This window comes from Chryseobacterium jejuense (genome assembly GCF_900100075.1).
GTDB lineage: Bacteria > Bacteroidota > Bacteroidia > Flavobacteriales > Weeksellaceae > Chryseobacterium > Chryseobacterium jejuense.
Window position 1 is genome coordinate 180,669 of sequence record NZ_FNEG01000007.1, and the last position, 24,822, is coordinate 205,490.

The following is a 24,822-nucleotide window of genomic DNA, read 5'->3' on the forward strand; positions in this document are numbered from 1 at the left end:
TTCAATTTCATATTTCCTCCTTCCATCCTCCAGCTTCCAGCTTTATACTAAATCTCGCTTAAAGCAGCGTTGATGAAGGTCAGTTCTTCCTGAGAAAGGTTGATATCCATTGCTTTTGCATTATCAATAGCTTGCTCTGCATTTCTAGCTCCTGCCAATACTACTGTAATTGCCGGTTGTAGAGTAGTCCATCTTAATACCAACTGAGAAAGGCTGGCTCCTTTTTCCTGAGCAATAGGTTCAATTTTTTCTAGGAAAGTTTTTACTTTATTTAAATCGAACTGAGAGAAATAGCCGTTTCTGTGGTCGTTGTCTTTTAATTTATTATCCTTGAAATACTTACCTGTTAAAAGGCCTCTTTCCATTGGGCTGTAGACGATAATTCCTGAATTGTTTTCTAAAGAATAAGGAACAAGATCACTTTCAATAGCACGGTTCAGCATGCTGTAAGAAACCTGGTTGCTTGCTAGCTTCAAAGTTCTGTTAGCTTCTTCCATTTGGGCAACACTGTAGTTACTTACTCCGGCAGCACGGATTTTTCCTTGTTGGATTAACAATTCCATCGCTTCCATTGTTTCACTGATAGCTGTTGTGCTGTCTGGCCAGTGAAGCTGTAAAAGATCGATATAATCTGTACCCAGTCTTTGTAGGCTTTCTTCAACTTCTTTGATGATGTTTTCTTTTGAAGCCAATTTATAGACAGGAATTATTTTCCCTTCATCTTCAGCATCAAAGAAAAATTCCCCTTTTCCGTTGTTGCTTCCGTCCCATACCAATCCGAATTTCGTTAATAGCTGAATTTTTGAACGGTCCTTTCCTTTCATCGCTTCACCAATCATTTCTTCACTTAATCCGAAACCATAGAAAGGTGCTGTATCAATAGAAGTTACTCCATGATCCAATGAGGCATGAATAGAATTAATGGAATCCTGTTTTTCATTACCACCCCACATATTACCACCAATAGCAAAAGCTCCGTGAGTGATGGTTGATAATTCTAACTCTGTATTTCCTAATTTTCTGTATTCCATTTTTTTTAATCTTAATTTGTTATTGTGTTAAACCATAGAAGTTGTAAAAGTGTTTGTAGATATCTGATAGACCACCCCGTCAAAAATTCTTTGAATTTTTGACACCCCTCCAGAGGAGGGGAATTTTCAGCCCTTCAATTGAGATATTGGTGAAAATTGGAGGTTTTCAAAACTTAAGTGTTCTTTTCAACAGCTTAGATTCTAACTTCTATTTACTTAAGTGTCTAAAAGCTTTTTTTAACTCTGACTTCGTCGAAATAATATTCATCGACTAACAGGAGATAATCTTCGATTTGTGGTTTAAAAACTTATTTGTTATTTAATTCTTTTAAAATTGCTTCTCCAACGCTCTTTGCAGATTGTGGATTTTGTCCGGTGATGACTCTTTGATCTGTTACCACATGGTTCTGCCAAAGTCCGGATTTTTCAAATTTTGCCCCTCTTTCTTTTAATTTATTTTCCAGTAAGAAAGGAACAATGTCTGTTAGTTTTACAGCGGATTCTTCTTCATTAGTGAAAGCATTGATTTTCTTTCCATCTACCAGATATTTCCCGTTATTCAGTTTGATATTCACCAAACCTGCTGGTCCATGGCATACTCCTGCTACAATACCTCCGTTTTCATAAATTGTTGAAGCGATATCAGACAGTTCTTTATTATCAGCCAGATCCCACATGGCTCCATGGCCGCCTGCGTAAAAGATGGTTGAATATTCTTTTGGGTTCACCTGTGATGGCATTAAAGAATGATCTATTTTGTTTTTATATTCTTTGTTTTCCCAGAACTCTTTGTTTATAGGATCCTTTAAATCAAATCCATCTACCGGTGGAGTTCCGCCTTTTGGACTTACAAAATCAATTTCATATCCTGCTTTGTGAAGAACTTCCCATGGGTGAGAAACTTCTCCCAAATAGTATCCTGTATCTTCTCCCGTACTGCCTTTTTTATCATGACTGGTGACTACGAATAATATTTTCTTTTTCATATCAATAGATTTTTTGTGTTGAGCCTGAATGAATCCTATCGTGAAAAGGCTGAGCAATAAAAGCGCTAATTTTTTCATTATGAAAGGAGATTAGTGGTATAAATTTGTGGTGTTTCCTGAAGTTTTTCATCAATCAAAGCTCCGAAAGCTTTAATATAGGGCTGCTCATTGTGCTGTGCTAATCCTTCTTCACTTTTCCATATTTCGTAGAAGACAAAATGATTCTTGTCTTCAATTCCCTGATGAAGATTGTACAATTCGCACGCTTCTTCTTTTCTTGTTTCCTGTACCATATTCTGAAGAACGTCCAATACTTCTGAACGATGTTCTTCTTTGGCTTTGATTACTGCGGTAAGGTGAATTTTCATGATACTAATTCTGATTTTAATTCTTTTTCAAATACGTTTCTCACATGTTCACTGTAAAGCTTCATATCACGCTCTATGTTGGCATTTTTTTCTACATCATGGAAGTGGAAACTTTCCATTTTTTCTAATGATACAAAGGCATTCATTCTGTGAAAACCAAATAAAGGTCCTTCATCTACACTTTTTTCATCAAAAAATTCTCCAGGAAGCGTAAAGGCTGTAGCAGGAGCATTCCAGCTTGTTGTTACCATATATTTTCTTCCGCCAAGCATTCCTCCTGTACCATAATTGATCTCAGGGTTGGCAGCATTTCTTCCGTCACTCATATAAATACCTTTTGCATGACCTGCTGTGAACACTTCATCAATATATTTTTTTAATCCGTTCGGAAGCTGGAACCACCAAATTGGAGTATGGTAAATGATATAATCTGCCCAAACAAATTTTTCTACTTCTTCATGCTTGTTATAGTGTTCACTTACATTGGTGATTTTTACTTCTACATTATCAAATTCCTTAAGAACGGCTAATGTATTTTCTGCGATAGTATGATTATATTTTCCTCCGGAATGTCCGAAATTTTGTCCTCCGTTGATGATTAGTACTTTTTTCATTTTTTTATGATTGTTTAAATTTTACTCTGCAAAGTTACCTCGGATGTATGTATAATAAAAATAATATAAATTATAGCAAAGTATCAGAATATTTATATGATATAATTTGTATATATTCTGAATGATGAATGTATTTCTTATCAATTTTATGGTTAAGAATCACTCACTCTTAATTTATGAAGTGAAAATTAACGATCAATAATCACTGTTTCATGGTAAAATGTCATGCTGTATCTGATTTGGAATTATCTTGCGTCTTGTAAATTTGATGAAGAAATAGACAGAGAATGATACAGATAGCAGTTTTCAGTGATGTACATGGGAATCTTCCTGCATTGGACGTAGTATTGAAGGATATTGAGCAGAGAGGAATTCATCAGAAATTCTGCTTGGGAGATCTTGTAGATTTTGCCCCTTGGGGAAATGAAGTGATAGAAAGAATACAGAATTTGAATGTTCCTTGTCTGATGGGCAATCATGATGAAAGAATTGCTTTTGATCTGCCTGTTTTTCCTTTATCTAAGCATTCTCAGGAAGAAACGAATGCGAGATTTATCGCTATAGATCATTCTAAACAACATATTACAGAAGAAAACAAAAAGTTTCTTTCCGGGCTTCCTTTTCATTTGAAATTAAACTATAAAATGGGTAGTAAACATTGGAATATCCAGTTGGTACATTCCAGCTTGGAAAGTAATGATACTTATCTGTATGAATCGGAAGGTGATGAGGTTTTTATGAATATGCTGGAAGATTCAAAAGCTGATCTGATTGTGATGGGACATACGCATTTATCATTTACAAAACAGTTTGAAAATAAGAAGTGGGCTGTTAATTGTGGTTCTGTAGGCCGCTCCAAAGAAGAAAACAGATTAGCTTCTTATTTGATTTTGACTTTAGATGATGAAAAGATTGTTCCTGAAATTGTACAGTTGAGCTATCCCCTTGAAGAGACAGTCCGCCAAATCGAAGAAAGTGGGGTTCCCAATTATTATGCTGCCTTCTTAAGAAATGAAAAAGTATCAATATTGTAATTTTTCTTAAATATATCACTCCTATATATAATGAAACTGTCTGGGAGTTGCAGTATTTTTCTATGTTGTAAATAGTTGTAATGTTTTGATTTGTAGTTAATTGTAATTACTCGGACTTTGATTTGTAGAGATTCGAACTCATTTTTTTATTAAAATCAGTTCGAATTGTTTTATTCGGACCTTTTTAAGAATTCTCTGGAGGATATTTGTATCAAATTAAAATCTAGAAATCATGAAAAAGTCAAGTCTTTTTATTCTTTTACTACTATCAGCATTTTGTATGGCACAATTACATAAAGGGAAAATAGATACCCTGCTTATTCCAGAAATTGGTGGAATAAAACAAGCCATAGATATTAAAACAGATGATTCCGGAAAGCCAATATTGCTCTTTTTATCAGGAGGCCCTGGAAGCTCTATGAGAAAAAATGCTGATTCTTTTACAAAGCTTTTAAAAAGTAAATTCACCATTGTTCAGTGGGATCAGAGAGATGCCGGAAAAACGCTGGAATTAAATCCTTCTCCAGTTCAGCCTTCAGTGGAGCTGATGGGAAAAGATACTTATCAGGTGATCAATTTCCTGAGAAAAGAATTAAAACAGGAAAAAATATACCTGTTGGGAAGTTCATGGGGAAATGCTTTAGGATTCTACATCGTTAGAAATCATCCTGAGCTGTTACATGCTTATTTTGCTGTAAATCCTGTGGTAAGCCAGCTAGAGAGTGAGAAAGAATTGCTTCAGATTTTAAAAGATCATTTCAAAGCAGATCCTGTTGCTTCTAAAGAATTAGCAAGTGTACAGATTCCGTTCAAAGTAGATGAAGATCTGTTTTATTTAAGAAAATGGCTTTTTTATAAAGATGGAAAACAATATGTAACCGGGGACGAATTCAAAAAGGGATTTCTTCAATGGTCAAAAACCTGGTCACCAGCTTGGAATGAAGTAATGAATATTGATCTTCCTAAGACTTTAAAGAAAGTGGATTGTCCTATTTATTTCTTTGTTGGTAAAAACGATGTTCAAACTTCTACGAGAATTACCACCGACTATTTTGAAAAAGTAAAAGCACCGAAAAAAGATCTTGTTTTATTTGAAAATTCAGGGCATCAGATTCATAAAGATGAAGCGGAAAAATTTCAAAATGCAATACTTCAGATCGTAAAATAATCTGTGAAAAGATAAAAGGCAGGAAGCTGGGAGTGGGAAGCAGGAAGGTGCCAGGCAAATTATTTATAGCTGTTATTGGATTAAATGATTTAAAAAATCAATAAATAACGTGATAGTGTTTGTATACGGCTCATTTACTTCCCTCTTCCAGCTTCAGGCTTTCTGATCTTATCAAAACTATTAATTAGTATTATGATTATTTTGTAATTTTGTATCAGAATATTAATAATTAAGTCATGGTCAATTTAGAATGGTATCGTACTTTTAAGGCGATCTATAAAACCGGGACGTTAACAGGTGCAGCTGATGCCTTATTCATTTCGCAACCTGGGGTGAGTTTGCATTTAAGTTCACTGGAAGCGTATGTAGGATATAAGTTGTTCGACAGAACGGGTAGGAAGATGATTCCTACGGAGAGAGGAAAAGTATTGTTCAATGCAGTTGCAGAACCTCTTACCAAGCTGGAAGATGTAGAAAAAAACTTTCAGAAGTCTACAGAAAAACATACGCCGACCATTAGTGTGGGGATGTGTTTTGAAACTTTTCAGACTACACTGGAGCAATATGTTTCTTCATTACCTTTCAACCTGATTATCAGTTTTGGAGAATATCCTGAAATGCTGGATCAATTGGATAAAGGGATTCTGGACCTTATTATTACTCCGAAAAAAGGATCTTCACCCAATATAGAGCATGAAGCATTTTCTTCGGAACAGATTATATTGGTTGGTGGAAAAGATGTAGACACTGAAGCTTTCAAAAAGGTGTTGAAAACAAAAGATGCAGAACAGATCGAAGCGTGGCTGAAGAATGAAAAATGGTACGGAACCACGGGAGATATGGAACATCTTTTCCAGTATTGGACTTTAAATTTTGGACATAAACCGAATTTCCGTCCGAATTATATTGTTCCGAACTTGAATTCAATCATCCGTTGCCTGAAAGGAGGAACAGGATTAGCTGTTGTACCGGATTTCTTATGCAAAAATGAAATAGAAAGTGGAGAAATTAAACTAATCTGGGAAGGAAAGAAAAAGTTGGAAAACACTTTGTATTTCGGATGTAGAAAAAAGACCAATTACCAAACAGAAATAGAACATATTAAGGGATTATTCCGTAAGGTGATGGGTAAAAACTAATCGGTTTGGAATGAAGAAAGTTTTGGAAACAGATCGGCTTCTGTTAAGGGAATTAACCGTTGAAGATGCGGATAATTTTTATAAGCTGAATGAAAACCCTAATGTTATAAGATATACTGGAGATTCACCCTTTGAAGATATTCAAGAAGCTTATACTTTTTTGCAAAATTATAAAGATTATGAAGTCAATGGGTATGGAAGATGGGCTGTCATTGACCGATCAAGTCATGAATTTTTAGGATGGTGCGGGTTGAAATATGACCGTTCTAAGGATGAAACAGATATTGGCTTCAGATTCTTTGAAGAGCATTGGAATAATGGATTAGCCACAGAAAGTGCTGCTGCTTGTTTAAAATATGGATTTGAAAAGTTAAACCTTAAAAAGATTATTGGGAGGGCAATGTCTGATAATATAGCTTCTATAATGGTATTGCAAAAGCTTGGGCTGACTTTTGATAAGGAGTTTGATTTTGATGGTCACAAGGGTTTTATCTATACCATTCAAAAAAACAGATAGAAAACTATGATAATGGACATTCTAAAATAATCATATCCCGCATCTGCAAACCGTTTTCATAAATCGGGGATGGGTAATTTTCAATAAAGAAATCTTTACGTATCCCTATTTTATGAAAACCGTTTCTCTCATAAAACCTGATCTGCTGAAATCCTGTATCTGAAGTTCCTACACTTAGGACTTCATAATGATTGTCACGGGCAATTTCCTTGGCTTGATCCATTAAAATACTCCCAATTCCCTTGCTCCTGTAGTTTTCAATAACAGCAATATTTTTAATCTCTAGCTCAGTATCACTGTTTTTGTATAAGGCCATAACGGCAATATTTTCAGCATCATCTTGAAGCAGATAGATATCACATTTAAAAATATACTGATTGATGGCCTCAACGGTTTCATCTGCCAGTAATAATAGCCCGTAAGGAATTTCTGAATCCTTTTCACTCTTATTAAAAGTATATTGCTCCATCTGTAAATTCATGTAAATAATTGTATAACCACGCAGGTTTGTTGATATGTGGTATGGGATTTATACAAAAGTAGGAAAAATAGCTACTGGAAGCTAATATTAGAAGTCTGTGATTTTTTGTTGGAAAACGCAAGGATGCAAAGATTGTCGGAGAATTATATTGTTTTTAAGGCGCAAGAATATTTCGACTTCGCTCAATATGAGATTTTCAGCTAGAATATACTGCTGTTATTTTGCCACTAATGAACACGAATAAATAATTTATATATAGTTCCAAATCTATGTGGTTTAAAAAATAATGGAACCCAAAGGTACATAGATCTTTAAGTGAAAATTATGCCCGCATAATTTTATTCATGAATTCGTGGCATTACAATAAGCGGTATTCAATTTTATCGCAGATAAAATCCTTGCGCCTTATAACATGTTGAAAGGAAAATTTCTTTGCGTCTTTGCGGTTTTCCAACATATTCATAAGCACGTATTAATAACACTTTTTAACAAAAAACAGTAAAATTGGTAAGTTAGAGTTCCGTTTTTTTATCGCAAATTTGTTTAATCACTTTATATTAATAATTAAAATAAAGACTTATGCAAAAGAAAACCTATACGGGGCAACCTGTAGTGACTTTAAATAACGGAGTGGATATTCCTGCTTTAGGCTTTGGAGTATGGCAGATGGAAGACCTGAAAGAATGTGAAAATGCTGTTATCAAAGCTATTGAAACAGGATACCGAATGATTGATACAGCAGCAATCTATCAAAATGAAACTGCGGTGGGAGCAGCGGTAAAAAACAGTGGAGTAGACAGAGATGAATTGTTTATCACGTCTAAAGTCTGGGTTCAGGATCATGGCTATGAAAAAGCAAAAAGTGCCTTCCAGAGAACACTGGACAGATTGCAGATGGAGTATCTGGATATGTATCTTATCCACTGGCCGTATGGTGATTTCTTAGGAACATGGAAGGCTTTAGAGGAACTGTATCAGGAAGGGAAAATTAAAGCAATTGGAGTTTGTAATTTTACTGTTGAAAAATTGGAAGAATTAAAAGCAAACTCAACGACTCTTCCGGTAATTAATCAGATTGAGCTGCATCCTGTATTCCAGCAAAAAGAATTACAGGTTTACGACAGAGAAAATAATATTGTAACACAACCGTGGAGCCCGCTTGGAAATGGAAATGCCAATCTTTTAAGCAATACTGATCTGAAAGCAATTGCTGAGAAATACGGAAAAACAGTGGCTCAGGTAATTCTGAGATGGCATTTACAGGAAGGTTTTGTTGTGATTCCGAAGTCTGTGACCCCATCAAGAATTGAAGAAAACTTTAATGTATTTGATTTTGAATTAACAGAAGATGAAATGAACGTTGTCCGTACTTTAGATACAGGAAAAAGACTATTCTTTGATCCAAAAGATCCTGAATGGGAACAGAAAATGTTGAATGCTGTAGCGGATATTTAAGTTTAATTAACATTATATCTCCCGCAGATTCCACAGATACCGCAGATTTTTGATCTGTGAAATTTGTGAGATCTGTGGGAATTTTATTTTCTGTCGGAGTGTGAGGAATGTCATCCATTGTTGAAAGTGAGGTGTTCTTATTTTTTGTACCTTTTTAATTAAAATATTTTCTTATGCTTTGGCCGGATACAATCAGTAAAAAATTGGGAGTACAATATCCTATTATTCAGGCTCCGATGTTTGGAGTAAGTACAGTGCAGATGGTTGCTGCAGCAGCCCGTGCAAACTGTCTGGGTTCTTTGGCATTGGCTGATCTGTCGGCAGATGAATCTATTGAACTGATTAGAGAGACCAGAGAATTAACGGATAAGCCTTTTGCGGTTAACATTTTTACACATCACATCCCTGAAATAACTGATGATTTAAAAGATAAATTTGTTACAACCAAACAGTTTTTAGAACAGCTGGCAAAAGATAATGATATTGAAGTAAGCCTTCCTGATCTGGAAGACCTCCAAGTAAGATCTTATCACGAACTTATTGATGTGGCTATTGAAGAAAACTGTAAAATTTTAAGTTTTACTTTCGGAAACCTGGATGACCTAAGTATTCAGAAGTTAAAAGAAAATGACGTAACGCTGATTGGGACCTGTACCTCTGTAAATGAAGCTTTGATATTAGAAAAATCAGGAATTGATATCATCTGTGTACAGGGCACAGAAGCTGGTGGCCATAGAGGAACTTTTGATACTGACCATGTTCCGCAGATTGGAGGATTATCTTTATTATCACAGGTATACGATCATGTAGAAGTTCCGCTAATCTATGCAGGCGGAATTTATAACGGAAGAACTGTAAAGGCTGTAAAAGATTTAGGAGCACAGGGGTTTCAGGTAGGAAATCTTCTATTGGCTTCTCAAGAAAGTGCTTTGCAACCTTTTGAAAAAGAAAGGCTCAAAAAAGTGAGAGAAGATGAGATCATGTTGACGAAAAGCTTTTCAGGCAGATATGCAAGAGGAGTTAGAAACAAATACATTGAAGCTGTTGAAGACTCCGAATATATCTTACCTTATCCTTATCAGAATAAACTGACAAACGCATTACGAAAAGCTGCAAAATCTAAACAGAATGCAGATTTTGTTGGAATTTGGGTAGGGCAGTCTATCCACGATTACAGTGAGCTTTCCACTGAAGAGATTCTGAGAAATCTCATATTTCAAATATAAGGGAAGTAAATGAAATTGTATTATCTTCGGAAATTAAATACAATTTTAAATTCTAAACATGAAAAAATTATTTTTGTTACTCGTTGTATTTTCAGCAATTGTATCGTGCAGTAGCAATGATGATGAACCACAAACAAATAATGCCTCCATTATTGGGAAATGGTATATTGATAAAGCTGAAAAATATACATCAGGAAATAAAAAGACAGAAGTTAAAGCCTTCAGTGAATGTGAGAAAAAGGGGACTCATGAATTTAGAGAAAAGGATATGACGTCCACTACTTTCGCTCCTGAAAATAATAACTGTGTACAGACTGATGTTGTTACCAGAAACTATACTTATGATCCCACATCTAAAAAGTTTTGGTACGAAAACGAGAAAGATTTTCCTTATATCATTTCGCAGTTAACCCAAACGGATATGATACTTGAAAATCATCTTGATGATGTGGATGGTGACGGAATAAAAGATGTTGTCAAATTCTATTTTAAAAGAATCAAATAAAAAAAGGAAATGTTTCTATATATTAATTGTAGATCACTTTATCCTTTACATTAAAAAAAACATGAAAAAATTATTTCTATCTCTGGCTGTATTTTCTGCCATAGTTTCTTGTAGCGATGATGACGCTGCTCCGGAGCCCACCATTATTGGAACATGGAAAATAGGAAAGTCAATAACCTATCAAACCAGTACAAACAAAACGATAACTCAGGAACCAAACGGTTGTAGTGTACTAAATACAATGGACTTCGGAGAGGTTGATGCAAGATTAGTAGGATACGCTGCTAAGGATGATAAATGTGTTGAAGATTTTGCTGTTACAACGAAGTATACCTATAATCCCCAAACAAAGAAAATGATATTGAAGGATAATGTGAATATTTCGTCTACTGTTATACAGCTAACCAAAACGAATATGATTATTGAAGAACGTATGAATATAGATATGGATGGGATAGATGATATTGTTACAACTTATCTCACCAGAGTTAAATAAAATAAAAATTCCTTTCAAAACTGAAAGGAATTTTTTTATGTTGAAGTTTGAGATATTATCACTTTAAAATTCTCAAATTAAATTTATTTCGTCAGATCCAGTCCGCCAAAGTTTCCTGAGCTCATCATCAGATAAACTCCATCTGTTTTATCCAGTGTATTCCAGTAAGCGTGAAGATCTTCAGCATTAGTGAAAACTCTTAGATTTTCGTTTTTGAATTTCTCTTTAATGAATTCCGGAGAAATAGGTTCCATTCTTTTGATTTTTAAAGCATCTTCAGAATAGAAAACAATGGCTTCTTCCAATCCGTCCATAGCATGGTCATACTGCTCTAAAAAGGCAGGATTTAAGCTGGAATAGGTATGGAGTTCAAGGAAGCCATACTTCTTTTCACTTTTAAATTGCTCCTTAAATGCTTTTACAGCAGCTTTTACCTTGCTTGGTGCGTGGGCAAAATCTTTATATAATGTTCCTTTATCTTCTCTTTCTACCTTTTCAAGACGCTTGGATGCTCCTTTAAAGCTCATAATTGCTTCATAGAAATCCTCATCCATAATACCCAGTTGCTGGCAGATATGTCTTGCTCCTTCCATATTCAACAGGTTGTGAGCTCCAAAAACAGAAAGTGGAACATCTCCCATTTCGGTTTTTAAATATACTTTCCCATTGTTGATCTCATATTCAGGAGTTTTGTAAGGAATTTTTCTGAAATAATTTTCAGCATTTTCCACTACTTTCACTACCTCGGCATCTTCTTCATTATATACTAAAACACCACCAGGAGTAATGCTTGCTACAAATTTTCTGAACTGTTCAATATAATCATCAAAGGTCTTGAAAACATTGATGTGGTCCCATGCAATACCACTCATTAAAGCGATATTCGGTTGGTATAATAAAAATTTGGAACGCAGGTCGATAGGTGAAGAAAGGTATTCATCCCCTTCCAATACCATGAAATCATTATCCTGAGTCAATTTTACCATACAGTCAAAACCTTCCAGTTGAGCACCTACCATAAAATCCACATCTTTCTGATGGAAATTCAGAACATGGAGAATCATAGAAGTAATAGTTGTTTTCCCGTGAGATCCGGCAATAACTACTCTTGTTTTATTTTTAGACTGCTCGTATAAAAATTCCGGGTAAGAATATATTTTTAACCCTAATTCTTTTGCCTTTGCCAATTCAGGATTATCCTGGTGAGCATGCATTCCAAGAATAACAGCATCAATATCCGGAGTGATTTTTTCCGGGAACCAACCCATTTCCTGAGGCAATATTCCCTTTTTCTCCAATCTGGATTTTGATGGTTCAAAAATAGCATCATCTGAACCGGTAACCTGATATCCTTTATCTTTTAAGGCGATGGCAAGATTGTGCATGGCGCTTCCGCCAATAGCAATGAAGTGGGTTTTCAATTGTATTTACTGTTTTTTAACATTAGTATTAATGATCTGTTGGAAAGTTTCAAGGATGTTATTCCAATTCGTCTGATAATTAGGAATAATCATACTGGCATCCGACTTACTGCCTTCGTTAGGCCCTTTTTTAATATTAATTGAAGTAGAAATATTATCGTATAATTTCTTACGATCTTCCTGTATTCTTCTGAAATTATTCTGGGAAAGAACCTGATCCAGTTTCTTCAGATCTTCATTTGAAATTTTAAAATCCTGTTTGTATTTTTTTCCCTGGCCTTCAAAGGAGTAATGTACATTGTTCCCTTTGATAAGCAGATTTTCATATACAGGAGCAACGCCGCCACTTTTCGAATAACTGATATCAAAATCCGAATATACTTTTTGGCTGTTGCATGAAACGAATACTATGATAGCGAATAAAATTCCGATTATTCTGTTCATAATTTAATTATTTGAGTCCTTTTGTTCTAATTTTTTAGCTTTAAGTTCTTCATCATAATTGTGTAATACATTAAAGTCTTCCGTCTGTTCAATGGCCGTCATGATCTTCAATAGAATTTCCGGTGCTTTCTCATTATCATAATCAATATCTAACGGAGCCTTGAATTCCATGGTGGGTTTTACACCGGTTACTTTTACACGGAGTCCTTTTTTATCAAAAGCCCTTCTGAACCCATTAATTTTGATTGGGATCACGATAGGACGTTGGTTTTTTACCAATTTGGCAGTACCTCTTCGTCCCTGGGCAAAAGCAGATGTTGTTCCCTGAGGGAAGGTAGCTACCCAGCCATTGTCCAGTGCTTTCATAATATTGTCTACCTCGCTCATGTCTACCATTCTGTTGACATTTTTTCCTTCTGCTCTCCAGGTTCTTTTTACCGTTACAGCCCCTGCAATCTTGAATATTTTAGGAAGAATACCTTTATTCATAGTTTCTTCGGCTGCTACATAATAAAAATCAATCTTTGGATTCAACAGGTAGATGGGATTTTTAATCGTATTTAAATATCCATTATTTACGGCACAGAAAGCATGGTACATGGCAGCCACATCTGCAAAATAAGTCTGATGATTAGATACAAACAATACATTGGAGTCCGGAAGATCCACAAGGTGCTCTGTTCCGGTTATTTTTAACTTATTAAAGCCGTTGAACCTTCTGTAGGATACAACTCCTAAAATAAAAATAATAAACCTTTTTAAAAAATAAGGTGTTCCGAATGCATCGGTGAATATATTTTTCTTCGCCATTTTTCAATTAAACACGGTAGTGCAAAGTTACATTTTTTTCAACAACTGGCTGAATTCACTTAATATCATTGCTGTAGCACCCCAGATAATATATCCATTAAAATTGATGACGGGAACTTCACTTCCGCCGGCACTTGGAAGTGCCATAATTTCAGGGGTATCCGACAGATTTAAAAAAGAAGTGATAGGAAACTCGATGGTCTCTACAGCTTCAGTCTGCTGAAGAACGAAGAGCGGATTCTTTTTAGTATACGAAATATAAGGATATACGTAGAAATTACTAGGTGGAACATAGATAGGAGACATTTCCCGGATAATTCTCATATAATGTTTATCTATTCCAATTTCTTCAGAGGTCTCACGAACAGCTGTTTCGGCAAAATCCTGATCCATTTCTTCACGTTTTCCGCCAGGTAATGAAATCTGTCCGCTGTGTCTGTCATGTTCATTAATCGTTCTTTGGATTAAAGGAAAATACCATTCATTATCCTTAAGATATAATACAATATTCACTGCTGCAAACTTGGGATTTTTTGCAAGTACTTCATCGTATGTAAAAACGGGACGATAGGGAGGAGAAAATACACCATGGGCGGGTTCGCCGGGAAGCTCTACACTTTTTATTTTCCTTAATAAATCTTTTCCAAAATTTTCCATAGCTCAAATTTAACAATATATTCCTGAAGAAATAAAGGCCTTAACATTAATTAACCTATAAAGTGGTGATGAAAAGACATTGAATGTGAATGATGAATTTTGCTTTGCAAAGGAATAGTGAATTATCATTGTCTATCGAGTATTGCAGAGGGATACGAATGGATCCTTCATTATTGATATTTTATAATTTCTACTTCAATATCGTATTTCTACGTAACTGAAATCCGTGATGCCGTAAATACCAAAAATGGTGAGCTTAGAAACCAAAAATGGTGACTTTTATAATTTACACTTTGATGGTGGTTTCTCACTTACTTATAGCGTATACCTTTGTCTTACTATTAACCAATTAATTTTTACTAAGATGAAAAATTTACTTACAGGTGTGCTTACACTAATCGCCATGAGTTTCGGTTTCGCTCAGTCTAATATTGATGTGACTACCCAAATAGGAAACCTGAACGTAGCTACTGTAGACCAAACAGGTCTTTTGAACATGAATTCTTTAACACAGAATGGGAACCGTAATACTGCTGATATTGATCAGGTAGGTATCATTAATATGAATACTGCAGTGAGTAATGGAAACAGAAACTCAATAGATGTAGATCAAATCGGTATCGGAAACTCAAATAATGTGAGCCAGACAGGTAATAGAAATGATGCTTCAACCTGGCAGCTTGGTCTTTTTAATTCTACTCAACAAATTCAACTTGGAAGAAGAAATGAAGCTTCTTCAGTGCAAATTGGGGTGGGTAACGGTGTATTCCAATATCAGGATGGAAGAAGAAATGATGCTTCCGCTATTCAGGTAGGTAGTGGTAATATGGCTTATCAGGTTCAGATAGGAAGAAGAAATGAAGCTGATGGTCTTCAGATAGGAGCAAACAATATGCTTGTTCAATATCAAGCTGGTAATGATAATACGGCAAATCATACTCAAATAGGTAGTAGCAATCTTGCTGTTGCGGCTCAGGTTGGAGATGATAATACAGCTGTAGGACTACAGGTAGGTAACGCAAACCAGTTATATCAAGTTCAATTAGGAGATTCTAACACAGCCATTGATCTTCAGTTAGGTAATGGTAACTTTAGCTGGGTAACTCAGGTAGGTGATTCCCATTTTCACCTTGGTACTCAGATAGGTAATGGAAACTCTATGGTTATCAATCAATCGAACTAAGCCCTTTTTAATACTGTAATCTTTAAAATGGAAAGGAGAAACTACAGGTGTGGGTTCTCCTTTTTTAACCTAAAGCTTACATCTGCTTGGAGATTATGATTTTATATGATTATTTACCAGGCGTGTTTTCTTCCATACTCTATGACTAATTTTTAATTTAAATATCAATGCCATGTTTAATTTAAGATGGAGTGTTTTAGCTCTTTGTATGGTATTGCCATTGCAGGCTCAGGAAATCGACTGGGATAAGGTCAACAGTAATACAATCTTAAACCTTATGACCAGACAGAATATGGAGATGAATGCGAGTTACTCTAATATCATTCAGATAGGTAACGATAATAATGCAGAACTTTCTCTTAATAACAAAACAACTATTACTGTAAGACAGCTTGGGGACTATAACGCTCTTTATTTTATCAATTCATTCGCAGATAAAGAAACCAAGGCTGCTATTATTACGCAAGGAAGTAATAATATTATTGATGTTACGGGAAGCAATAGCATTTCAGACGGTATACAGATCAATGTAAAAGGAGATAACAGAACCATTTTCATGAGAAATTATTAAAACACAAATGATGAAACTTTTATCTATCCTGAGTTTGAATACTTTTTTTGTCTTCCTGTCTATTATGACTTATGGGCAGGAGGATAAAAAAGTATCCGCAAAAATAGAGAGTACTACACTAGAAAACCAGATCAGAATAAAGGCTGTAGTAGTTAATAATACGGCCGTCTATAAAGAACTGAACTATCTTTTAATATCTATAAAAAAAGGAAATGGAGGAAATCTCTCCAACAATCAGCAAAGCGGTAAGTTTTCTGTAAATCCTAACCAAGTAAAGATATTATCCGAGATCAGTGTAAACCTTGAACCAAAAGATGCTTTGAAAGCTTTCCTTTATATCAGAGATGAGGAATCTAAAGCACTGGTAGCAAAAGATAGTCTTGAACTCAACAGTGATCTTTTTAAAAAAAAGACAGCGAAAGCAGAAGATGATGCTGTTTATGAACTTAAAGGGCTTACCATTGATGAAACCAAAACCAAGGTTGGAAAAGACTTTTACGATATGTTTTATATCCAGTATAGTCAGCTTCCTGACAAAAGCAGCAGTGCTGTCACTATTTCTGAACTTCCTCTTCGCGGAACAAGCGGTCAAATCAATATTCAGATGGATGATAAAATAATCTACAGTTTTATAACCAATCCGGGAGAAGACTATTTAAAAGAACAGTTGGCGTCCAGTCTAAAATATATCAAGGAATTTACAGCAAAGAAAAACCTTATAAAAAATGAATTTATCTATTAAAAACGTCCGCTATGAGAACTTTAATTATTATTTTGATTTTTATTGCGGGTATTTTCCAAGGGAAATCTCAGCAACTCGTTTACAAGCCGATTAACCCAGCATTTGGAGGAGATACTTTTAATTATCAATGGCTTTTAAGCTCAGCCAATGCACAAAATCCGTATGATGAAAAAAAAGATTATACTAATCTGCTTGACCGTATGAATTCTCTTGACAGTTTCACTCAGAGCTTGAACAGACAAATCCTCAGTGAACTCTCAAGAAAGCTTTTTGAAGACCAGTTTGGTAGTGGAAGTATACAACCGGGTAATTATCTCTTCGGATCTCTTTACCTTCAGGTTACCAATACCAATCAAGGACTTTTAATTAATATTTTGGATACCGGTACAGGCGATCAGTCCGAGATCGTAATTCCAAAATAATATAGAAACTTAAAACCAAACTTATCATGAGAACTTACACTTACACCAGAATCTTTTTCTGTAGTTTTCTGCTATGTGTTTTACAGGCTTGTAGTTCAATATTCGGTTTACCTTCGGATCCCGAAAAACCAACGATGGGAGAGGTAACCGCTTCCACAGCAGAACTAAAGAAATTGCCTTTACCTAAAGAAAAAATAGTCGTAGGAGTCTATAAATTCAGAGACCAGACCGGCCAGTACAAACCTTCCGAAAATGGTAATAACTGGAGCACTGCAGTGCCGCAGGGAACCACTACCATTCTTATCAAAGCCCTGGAAGACAGCCGCTGGTTTATTCCTATTGAAAGGGAGAATATAGCCAATCTGCTCAATGAAAGACAAATTATCCGTTCCACACGTCAGGAATATATAAAAGATGCTGATAAAAGCACTCAATCACTTCCTCCACTTCTATACGCCGGAATTCTTCTGGAAGGAGGAGTAATATCCTACGATAGTAATATCCTTACAGGCGGTCTTGGAGCCCGTTATTTTGGAATTGGAGCTTCCACACAATACCGTCAGGATAGAATTACCATTTATCTCCGAGCCGTTTCCACTCTTAACGGAGAAATTCTCAAAACAGTTTATACATCCAAAACCATTCTTTCAACCAGTGTTAATGGCAGTTTTTTCAGATATATAGATACTGAAAGGCTGTTGGAAGCTGAAGTGGGATTAACCCAAAACGAACCCGTTCAGTTAGCGGTAACCGAAGCTATTGAAAAGGCAGTAAAATCCCTTATTGTAGAAGGAATTCAGGATAAAATATGGGGAAAATCCATAGATGATACAGCCGGTTATCAAGGCTTAATTAAAGAATATAATAAAGAACAGGAAGATAATAGCGGAAGAGTAATCGGAAGCCGATATCCTGATTATTACAGACAGAAAGTTTCCGTATTTGCAAATGTAGAGGCTCAGAAGGTAAAAGATGATTATGTAAATCCTAAAATGAATATAGGTGGAAAAGCGGGAATCAAATATTTTCTTACCCCTAACTTTAATGTTGAGATAAGTGGGAATTATTTTACCCTTGAAAATGAAAATATTATAAAAAGAAACTACTTCGGCCCTGAAGTTAACCTGGAATACCTCCTTTTTCCGAAATACAGATTCAGCCCATACATTTATGGTGGGGCAGGGGCGTTGTACTCTAAATATAAACCTCAGTACAAAGGACAATTTGGAGGTGGGCTTGAATATATGATTGATCATAATTTTTCATTGAGAGCTTCTGCACAATATGATCTTGGCTTTAAAGACGATTGGGAAGGGCTGGTGAATGGAAAAAGAAAAGACCAGGCCCTACGATTTGCATTGGGAATCAACTTCTATCTTGGAAACAAATAAAAACACGAATTATGAAAACTTTAATCAAAATACTCAGCATATTCATTCTAATTTTTTGTCTGTTTTCATGTAATGAAGACCTTGTAGAACAGGCTCAGACAGGAATGTTAAAAGGAAAAGTAGTGAAAAGAGGAAGTAATGTGCCTCTTGCCAATGTGAAGATTTTCACAAATCCTACTACACAAACTGTTTTCAGTGGTACTGACGGTTCTTTCGAAATTGCAGCAATGCCAATCGGTAATTATTCAGTGAAAGCAGAACTTTCGGGATATATTACCAATTTCCAGTCTGTTAATATGCAGAATCAAAATCAGGTAGTAACGGTAGTGTTTGAAATGAGTGATGATACTTCTCTGAACTCTCCGCCTACCACACCGCAGCTTTTAAGTCCGATAGATAATGCAGTCAATCAGCCATTAAGTGTTGAACTGACCTGGAGTGCAACAGATCCGGATACGGCAGATGTTTTAAAATATAGTTTAACAATTAAAAATAATCTTGACACTAACGTGATTCAGGTTAATGATTTGAAAGTAAATCATTATACACTTTCAAATTTGAAGTTTGGTGTAAGTTACTTCTGGCAGGTGTCTGTTTCGGACGACATTCACCAGCCAGTTTTAAGCCAGACCGGTAAATTTACTACCAATACGGTTCCTGCCAACAGATATCATTATGTGAGAAAGCTGAATGGTAACTTTGTGATCATGTCTAGTGATGAACAAGGCAATAGTTTTCAGTTTACAGATTCGTCCTATAACAGCTGGCGGCCACGGAAAAATAATAATGCAGGCCTCATTGCTTTTCTCCGAACTGAGGGCGGAAGTACACACATTTATACTGCAAATCCTGATGGTTCCAATCCTTTTAAAGTAACAACAGTTCCTGTAGCGGGCTTTAATAATTATGAAATGGATTTTGCATGGAGTACCAACGGTAAGGAAATTATTTATTCAAACTTCAATAAGCTTTATCGTATTAATAAAGACGGAAGTGGCCTTACACTGGTGTATACTACTCCGGATGGAAGTATGATCTCGGAATGTGATTGGAGCTATGATGGAAGTAAAATTGCATTGAAAACCAATGACTACAACGGATATAATACAAGTATTTATGTCATTGATATGATGGGGAATGTTCTTAAAACTGTAGTGTCCGGATCTGCCGGAGCCAGTGGAGGACTGAATTTTTCAGTAGATGGACAGCTTCTTCTGTTTACCCGTGACATTTCAGGATATCAGGATGGAAGCGGAAATTATCGCCAGCTGGATTCTCATATCTTCATTTATAACTTAACAGATAATACAGTGAATGATATTTCTTCTGAAAGCGAAAAAGTATTGGGTACCAATGATCTGGATCCAAGATTCTCACCTAATAATGCTCAGGTGATCTTTATGAATACTTCCAATGATAATATTTCACAGCGAAATGTAATGGTCATTGATCTGACCAGCAATATGACAGACCTTTCGCGATCCACACTTTTCAGTAATGGCGAAATGCCGGATTATGAGTAGGGAGATTTAATGAATACAAAAAATGGTAATGGTGAATTTTGCTTCGCAAGTGAATAATGAATTTTCATGGTCTACAAAAAATTGACAAGCGAAGCGAAATGACCATTTACATCTAATACTCTACATTAATAATCAGTTGTTTGCCGAACTTTTTATTAAAAGGAATTTGGGATAGGCAAAAAAATTCCAGACCGTAAGGTTTGGAATTTTTTAGGTTAATGATTTGAAGTTGTCAGTCAGTCTACAATATGATTTTCAATAGCATATTTTACGACTCCCGCAGTGTTTTTTACGTTGAGTTTCAAAAGAATTTTTTTTCGATGTGTTTCTACCGTATTGATACTTATAAAAAGTTTTTCAGAGATGTCTTTGCTGCTGAAGCCATCACATATTAGTTTTAGAATTTCCATTTCGCGTCGGGTAAGTGGATCTCTGATATGGAAATTTCGTTTCCCTTGTTCATTACTAATGAAGCTAAGCATTCTTTCCTTGGCATGGTCACAAATATAAATCTCATTCAGAAGCAAAGCATTAATAGCTTTTAGAAATTCATCATATCTGCAGTTTTTATCCAGATAGCTTTTAATGCCTTTGTTGAAAAGCTTTCTGATATCTATTACATCATAACAGCTCCCTATGACAATGATTTTAATGTGATGATGTTCTGTGATAATGCTTTCCACAGATTTACATATCTCTGTAAGCATAAGTATATTGGAACTCATGACAAGCATTTCAGGTGGTTGATCTCTTAATTGTTTGGAAAGATTTTCTAAGGAATTGCAGATATTTATAGTATTAAAAATTTTGCTCTGCATTAATAATTTTGATAACCCTTCAGTATATAGCATGGGTTCATCGAAAATAGTTAATCTTGGTTTCATCATGGTAGTTTTATTTATATAAAAATATGAAAAAAACTTAACATAATGAATAAAATTGATAAATAATTTGAATTTTTTATGATGATTATTATAGTAAATTGTTATTTTTGTTAATTATTGTGTAAATAAATCTCTTTTTATTGATTTTTTATTGTGAAAATTAGAGTTATTAGAGGCGTTTGTTTGATACTGCTGATGTTTTAGAGTATTTTTTTTAAGTATATTTTTTTTATTTAACTAACACAGTAGGGATATGTTTTACAGGGAAATTAACCGAGTTGGCTATAAAACAAAACTCATTGGCTTTATGATGAAGTTCTTTGGCTTTTTCCATCATAGATTCATCAGTAACTGTAACGGTAGGATAGAGTGTTACTTCTATGAATTGCCCGCTGCCATTAGCTTTTTCTTCCATAATTCCGGTGGCTTCATCAATATAATTGGTGACAATTACACCAGCTTCAGAGCAAAAATGAAGATACCAGAGCATATGACAGGAAGAAAGAGAAGTTAGAAACATATCTTCAGGATTGTGTTTCGTTTTGTCTCCACGGAAGGCCGGGTCAGAGGATCCTTCAATCAGAGCCTTATTTTCTACTGAAATGGTATGGCTTCTTTCGTAGTTTCTGTAGCCGCTGGTTCCTGTTCCTTTGTTTCCCGTCCATTGAATGGTAGCTTTGTAGTGGTGCTTTTTCATAATGTAAATTAAAAAGTGTTACAGTTAAAATCAATAGAGGTAAGCTTTCGCTCGCCTTATAATTAAAAAAAAATCCAATAGCTTTAGCCCAAGCCTAAAAACATCGAATAGCTCTTTAATATAAACACTAAGGTAATAAAAAACCTCTGGTAAAGCCAGAGGTCATATTTTAATTTTTAATCATTTTCTTGGTAGTGACGCTTCCGTTTTCAAAAGTAACTTTAGCTATATAAGACCCTTTGGGTAAATCAGAAACAGAACAACCAGATTCTTTTATGTTTTTTGCAATCTTTCCATCAGAATAATAAATTTCAATTTTGCTCACTTTTTCTTTAGATTGATAAATCAAGTCTTGTTTTACAGGATTTTCAAAAGAGATAGTAGGATTTGCTTTGGCAACATCTGCTGTAGATAAACTACCATTAGTAAGCAGATATTTTACAATGAATCCGTTTCCTCTTATCATGATATTGCTATTATGAATAAACATTTCCTCTACATCAGAATCTGTTTGTAAATAATCATTAAAAAGAGGATCTACTAAACCGCTTTGAGAAATTTTCGAAATTAAATTAATTGAATTACCTGCACCTCCAACATAGTAAGAACCTTCTTTTTCGGTAATACTTTGAATCCATGCCCCTCCATTCAATCCTGAATTTGTATCTACATTGTAATTAAATGTGGTATCAAAAGTTCCATCCTGATTTAATCTTTGAAGCTTATCCTCTGAAGCTGGTGCGAAAAGAATTTTATTGCTGCTATCCACAAATACTGCATTGGTACTACCATAACCAAAGCCATTATTGTCAAGCAATGGTACAGTACCATTGGTTCCAAAGTTTGTTACAGGTTGTCCATTGGAATTAAATTTTTGAATAAATCCGCTGTCACTACTAAAACAGATAATATTAGATTGATTATCCATTCGTACAAATGTTCTGCCGGCAGGGGTTCCTTTTGTGGCAGTATAGCCGCTGTTACCGAAAGTAGTATCCAAACTTCCATTGGTATTAAGTCTGAAAACTACATGCTGATGCTGAACGTTTTGAATGTATTTAATAGCGTGAACAAGTATTTTGTCATTCTGTAAAATAATTCCGGATGAAGCATAATTTTGATCAGGAACTAAAGAGGGTACAATTACAGTACCGTTGGTTCCAAAAGTGAGGTCTGGCTGGCCATTTGGAAGTATCCTTGATATGGCTGTTGATTCTGTATTAATGAAACCAAAAACTATCAATTTTCCATCAGGTTGTATTTTAACTTCGTTGAGGTAACTGTTGTTAGGTAATTGAGCGGTTCCATTAACTCCGAAAGTTGTGTCTAAAATACCATTGGTTGTGAGTTTTGATACATAAGTCGCAGTTACATTAATAGGAGTGGAGGCATTTGTATTATGGGTAAAATAAGTTTCCCCATTAGGATTTTGGACCATGGACCAAGTGAGATTTCCTGGCATGGGATATTTTCCATTGGTTGCAAAATTAGGATCCTTAGAAATAATCTGTGCAAAAGCAGTTTGCGCTACAAGAAGCAGCACAATGAATAAATTCTTTGTCATCGTAGTGTTTTTTTTAGATTGAGAATAAAAAGGATCAGCTCACAATAAGCAAACCCTTTTTATCATTCGGATATGTTGATTATTAATTTTTCATTAATTTTTTAGTAGTTTCCTTTCCATTGGCGAATCTAATCTTTACGATATAAATTCCAGTTGGAAGATCTGAAACGTTGGCGTTGTTGTTTTGAACAGTTTTGATTAGTTTGCTATTTGTAGAATAAATTTCTATAGATTGCACAGTCTCTTTTGTATCGTAGATTAAGTGTTGCTTAATTGGATTTTCAAATGAGATAGAGGTTCTACTGGCTTTGGAAAAATCTGCAGTAGCCAGTGTGGCATTGTTATTTACTATAAATTTAAAAATCTGCTTTCCTCTTACTGCAAAAATATTTCCTTCGTTGATAAGCATATTTCCAATAAATATGGGATCTGTGGAGCTTTCTGAATAATAATTGAAAGAAGGATCTATGGCTCCTGTTGAAGTAAGCTTAGAGATTAAAAAAGTTTCCCCCGTTGCTCCTGTTATCCATGAAATATAATAGCTTCCGTTTTTTTCAGTGATAGAAGCAGATAAATTACCATCATTGAAAGGAGCTGTAGTATTATCAAACACAAAAGAATTGTCCCGGCTTCCATTGGGATTTATTCGGAAAATCTCATTGTCAATATTATTGATGCATACAATAAAGTTATTGCTATCCATAATAGCTGTATTGATTAATCCCGGGCTTGATGGGAATGCTGTAACTCCATTGTTCCCAAATGCTGAAAGCACTTGTCCATTACTATCATATTTTTCCAGCGCACCATAAGGATAAGTGCTGCTATTTCTGGCAAGACTTACAATATTGGTTTGATTATCCACAAAAACAAAACGTCCTTTGGTATTGATGGAACCATTATTTCCAAAAGTCTGATCGATGGATCCGTTTTCATTTAATCTGTAAACGAGAGAATAATCTAAAAGATGGTAATTGCTGTCAAAAGCATTACCGTATACAATTATTTTATTATTTTGAAGATGAAATCCAAAACTGTCTACATTAAGACTCGCTCCAATATAAGGGATTTTAGCTGTACCATTTGTTCCGAAAGCCGCATCTATCTGCCCATTAGGAAGAATTCTTGTGATGGCTGTACCATCTTCATAAAAACCTAATATAACAATCTTGCCATCCGCTTGCTTTTTTAGAGTAATTGGGAATCCGGATGATGCATAAGAAGTGCTTACTTCTCCATTGAGTCCGAAAGAAGTATCCACTGTTCCATTAGGATTTAGCTTAGATAATACAACTTCAGTAGCAGCGCTTTGTTTGATATAGGTAAAGTAAAGACTTCCGTCTGAATTTTGAACAATATTGTTGTAGTGGGAACTGGATGCTTCGGCAATGGTATACTTCCCATGAGAAGCAAAATTGTTATCATAAGATGTAATTTGGGCAGAAATAGCCTGAGTTACCAGGGTAACCAGTAATAGATTTTTTTTCATTCTG

27 protein-coding genes are annotated in these 24,822 nt (G+C 35.1%); 14 read left to right on the forward strand and 13 right to left on the reverse strand.

All coding sequences use genetic code 11. The features are described from left to right. Nucleotides 1-47 precede the first annotated feature (47 nt). From BLS98_RS20090 to BLS98_RS20105, 4 genes are all read right to left on the reverse strand, one after another. Nucleotides 48-1,031, reverse strand: a complete 984-nt coding sequence (locus tag BLS98_RS20090) for an aldo/keto reductase (protein ID WP_089738805.1) — start codon at nt 1,029-1,031, stop codon at nt 48-50. 308 nt (nt 1,032-1,339) lie between these two features. Further along, entirely contained in the window at nt 1,340-2,095 is a 756-nt protein-coding gene (locus BLS98_RS20095; protein ID WP_228425273.1) for a type 1 glutamine amidotransferase domain-containing protein, read from the reverse strand. Next, a complete protein-coding gene (locus BLS98_RS20100) occupies nt 2,095-2,385 on the reverse strand; it encodes a putative quinol monooxygenase (protein WP_089738807.1) in 291 nt (96 codons plus the stop codon). Before BLS98_RS20100 ends, BLS98_RS20095 begins: the two co-directional genes overlap by 1 nt. Further along, nucleotides 2,382-2,999 carry an NAD(P)H-dependent oxidoreductase gene (locus BLS98_RS20105; protein ID WP_089738809.1) on the reverse strand — a complete coding sequence of 206 codons (618 nt, stop codon included), beginning with the start codon at nt 2,997-2,999 and terminating at the stop codon, nt 2,382-2,384. The genes BLS98_RS20100 and BLS98_RS20105 overlap by 4 nt, the downstream gene beginning before the upstream one ends. A 287-nt stretch (nt 3,000-3,286) precedes the next feature. On the opposite strand from BLS98_RS20105, the gene BLS98_RS20110 reads away from it, so the two are divergent. The 4 genes from BLS98_RS20110 (at nt 3,287) to BLS98_RS20125 (ending at nt 6,857) form a co-directional block, all read left to right on the forward strand. Beyond that, a complete protein-coding gene (locus tag BLS98_RS20110) occupies nt 3,287-4,033 on the forward strand; it encodes a metallophosphoesterase family protein (protein WP_089738811.1) in 747 nt (248 codons plus the stop codon). A 232-nt stretch (nt 4,034-4,265) separates the two neighbouring features. Beyond that, on the forward strand, nt 4,266-5,201 hold the full coding sequence (locus tag BLS98_RS20115) for an alpha/beta fold hydrolase (RefSeq protein WP_089738813.1): 936 nt from the start codon (nt 4,266-4,268) through the stop codon (nt 5,199-5,201). Between the two features lie 236 nt (nt 5,202-5,437). Further along, nucleotides 5,438-6,340 (forward strand): LysR family transcriptional regulator, encoded by a 903-nt coding sequence (locus BLS98_RS20120; protein ID WP_089738816.1) that lies wholly within the window; start codon nt 5,438-5,440, stop codon nt 6,338-6,340. Between the two features lie 10 nt (nt 6,341-6,350). Continuing rightward, on the forward strand, nt 6,351-6,857 hold the full coding sequence (locus BLS98_RS20125; protein WP_089738818.1) for a GNAT family N-acetyltransferase: 507 nt from the start codon (nt 6,351-6,353) through the stop codon (nt 6,855-6,857). Between the two features lie 4 nt (nt 6,858-6,861). Here BLS98_RS20125 and BLS98_RS20130 read toward each other — a convergent pair whose 3' ends face one another. Continuing rightward, a complete protein-coding gene (locus BLS98_RS20130) occupies nt 6,862-7,338 on the reverse strand; it encodes a GNAT family N-acetyltransferase (protein WP_228425271.1) in 477 nt (158 codons plus the stop codon). Between the two features lie 579 nt (nt 7,339-7,917). Between BLS98_RS20130 and BLS98_RS20135 the strand changes: the two genes are divergently transcribed. The 4 genes from BLS98_RS20135 (at nt 7,918) to BLS98_RS20150 (ending at nt 11,020) form a co-directional block, all read left to right on the forward strand. Then, nucleotides 7,918-8,793 (forward strand): aldo/keto reductase, encoded by an 876-nt coding sequence (locus tag BLS98_RS20135; protein WP_089738820.1) that lies wholly within the window; start codon nt 7,918-7,920, stop codon nt 8,791-8,793. A gap of 173 nt (nt 8,794-8,966) precedes the next feature. Next, on the forward strand, nt 8,967-10,019 hold the full coding sequence (locus tag BLS98_RS20140) for an NAD(P)H-dependent flavin oxidoreductase (RefSeq protein WP_089738821.1): 1,053 nt from the start codon (nt 8,967-8,969) through the stop codon (nt 10,017-10,019). A 58-nt stretch (nt 10,020-10,077) separates the two neighbouring features. Then, nucleotides 10,078-10,524, forward strand: a complete 447-nt coding sequence (locus BLS98_RS20145) for a lipocalin family protein (RefSeq protein ID WP_089738823.1) — start codon at nt 10,078-10,080, stop codon at nt 10,522-10,524. Nucleotides 10,525-10,585: 61 nt separating this feature from the next. After that, nucleotides 10,586-11,020 (forward strand): hypothetical protein, encoded by a 435-nt coding sequence (locus tag BLS98_RS20150; RefSeq protein ID WP_089738825.1) that lies wholly within the window; start codon nt 10,586-10,588, stop codon nt 11,018-11,020. Nucleotides 11,021-11,103: 83 nt separating this feature from the next. Here BLS98_RS20150 and BLS98_RS20155 read toward each other — a convergent pair whose 3' ends face one another. From BLS98_RS20155 to BLS98_RS20170, 4 genes are read right to left on the reverse strand one after another with little or no spacing between them, the layout of a single operon-like run. Beyond that, nucleotides 11,104-12,441: a UDP-N-acetylmuramate--L-alanine ligase gene (locus BLS98_RS20155; RefSeq protein ID WP_089738827.1), complete on the reverse strand. Its 1,338-nt coding sequence runs from the start codon at nt 12,439-12,441 to the stop codon at nt 11,104-11,106. Between the two features lie 6 nt (nt 12,442-12,447). Continuing rightward, a complete protein-coding gene (locus BLS98_RS20160; RefSeq protein WP_089738828.1) occupies nt 12,448-12,885 on the reverse strand; it encodes a hypothetical protein in 438 nt (145 codons plus the stop codon). 3 nt (nt 12,886-12,888) lie between these two features. Beyond that, complete coding sequence (locus BLS98_RS20165) at nt 12,889-13,695, reverse strand: lysophospholipid acyltransferase family protein (RefSeq protein WP_045493822.1); 807 nt, start codon at nt 13,693-13,695, stop codon at nt 12,889-12,891. Nucleotides 13,696-13,722: 27 nt separating this feature from the next. After that, the gene (locus BLS98_RS20170) at nt 13,723-14,352 is read right to left on the reverse strand and encodes an NUDIX hydrolase (RefSeq protein WP_089738829.1); all 630 of its coding nucleotides are present in this window, start codon (nt 14,350-14,352) and stop codon (nt 13,723-13,725) included. A gap of 364 nt (nt 14,353-14,716) precedes the next feature. Between BLS98_RS20170 and BLS98_RS20175 the strand changes: the two genes are divergently transcribed. The 6 genes from BLS98_RS20175 (at nt 14,717) to BLS98_RS20200 (ending at nt 20,184) form a co-directional block, all read left to right on the forward strand. Next, nucleotides 14,717-15,535: a hypothetical protein gene (locus BLS98_RS20175; RefSeq protein WP_089738831.1), complete on the forward strand. Its 819-nt coding sequence runs from the start codon at nt 14,717-14,719 to the stop codon at nt 15,533-15,535. 172 nt (nt 15,536-15,707) lie between these two features. Beyond that, the gene (locus tag BLS98_RS20180; protein ID WP_089738833.1) at nt 15,708-16,106 is read left to right on the forward strand and encodes a hypothetical protein; all 399 of its coding nucleotides are present in this window, start codon (nt 15,708-15,710) and stop codon (nt 16,104-16,106) included. Nucleotides 16,107-16,113: 7 nt separating this feature from the next. Further along, complete coding sequence (locus tag BLS98_RS20185; protein ID WP_228425269.1) at nt 16,114-16,848, forward strand: curli production assembly/transport protein CsgE; 735 nt, start codon at nt 16,114-16,116, stop codon at nt 16,846-16,848. Nucleotides 16,849-16,859: 11 nt separating this feature from the next. Then, the gene (locus BLS98_RS20190; RefSeq protein WP_089738837.1) at nt 16,860-17,270 is read left to right on the forward strand and encodes a curli production assembly/transport component CsgF; all 411 of its coding nucleotides are present in this window, start codon (nt 16,860-16,862) and stop codon (nt 17,268-17,270) included. A 26-nt stretch (nt 17,271-17,296) separates the two neighbouring features. Then, nucleotides 17,297-18,661: a CsgG/HfaB family protein gene (locus BLS98_RS20195; RefSeq protein WP_089738839.1), complete on the forward strand. Its 1,365-nt coding sequence runs from the start codon at nt 17,297-17,299 to the stop codon at nt 18,659-18,661. An 11-nt stretch (nt 18,662-18,672) separates the two neighbouring features. After that, nucleotides 18,673-20,184, forward strand: coding sequence for a carboxypeptidase-like regulatory domain-containing protein (locus BLS98_RS20200; protein ID WP_089738841.1), 1,512 nt, complete (start codon nt 18,673-18,675; stop codon nt 20,182-20,184). A gap of 236 nt (nt 20,185-20,420) precedes the next feature. Here the strand turns inward: BLS98_RS20200 and BLS98_RS20205 are convergent, their stop codons facing one another. The 4 genes from BLS98_RS20205 to BLS98_RS20220 all read right to left on the reverse strand — a co-directional run bounded on the left by BLS98_RS20205 (nt 20,421) and on the right by BLS98_RS20220 (nt 24,818). Next, complete coding sequence (locus tag BLS98_RS20205) at nt 20,421-21,071, reverse strand: response regulator transcription factor (protein WP_228425268.1); 651 nt, start codon at nt 21,069-21,071, stop codon at nt 20,421-20,423. 226 nt (nt 21,072-21,297) lie between these two features. Continuing rightward, nucleotides 21,298-21,765, reverse strand: a complete 468-nt coding sequence (locus tag BLS98_RS20210; protein ID WP_089738843.1) for an OsmC family protein — start codon at nt 21,763-21,765, stop codon at nt 21,298-21,300. Between the two features lie 169 nt (nt 21,766-21,934). Next, nucleotides 21,935-23,329: a T9SS type A sorting domain-containing protein gene (locus tag BLS98_RS20215; protein ID WP_089738846.1), complete on the reverse strand. Its 1,395-nt coding sequence runs from the start codon at nt 23,327-23,329 to the stop codon at nt 21,935-21,937. 82 nt (nt 23,330-23,411) lie between these two features. Continuing rightward, the gene (locus tag BLS98_RS20220) at nt 23,412-24,818 is read right to left on the reverse strand and encodes a T9SS type A sorting domain-containing protein (protein WP_089738847.1); all 1,407 of its coding nucleotides are present in this window, start codon (nt 24,816-24,818) and stop codon (nt 23,412-23,414) included. Nucleotides 24,819-24,822 lie beyond the last annotated feature (4 nt).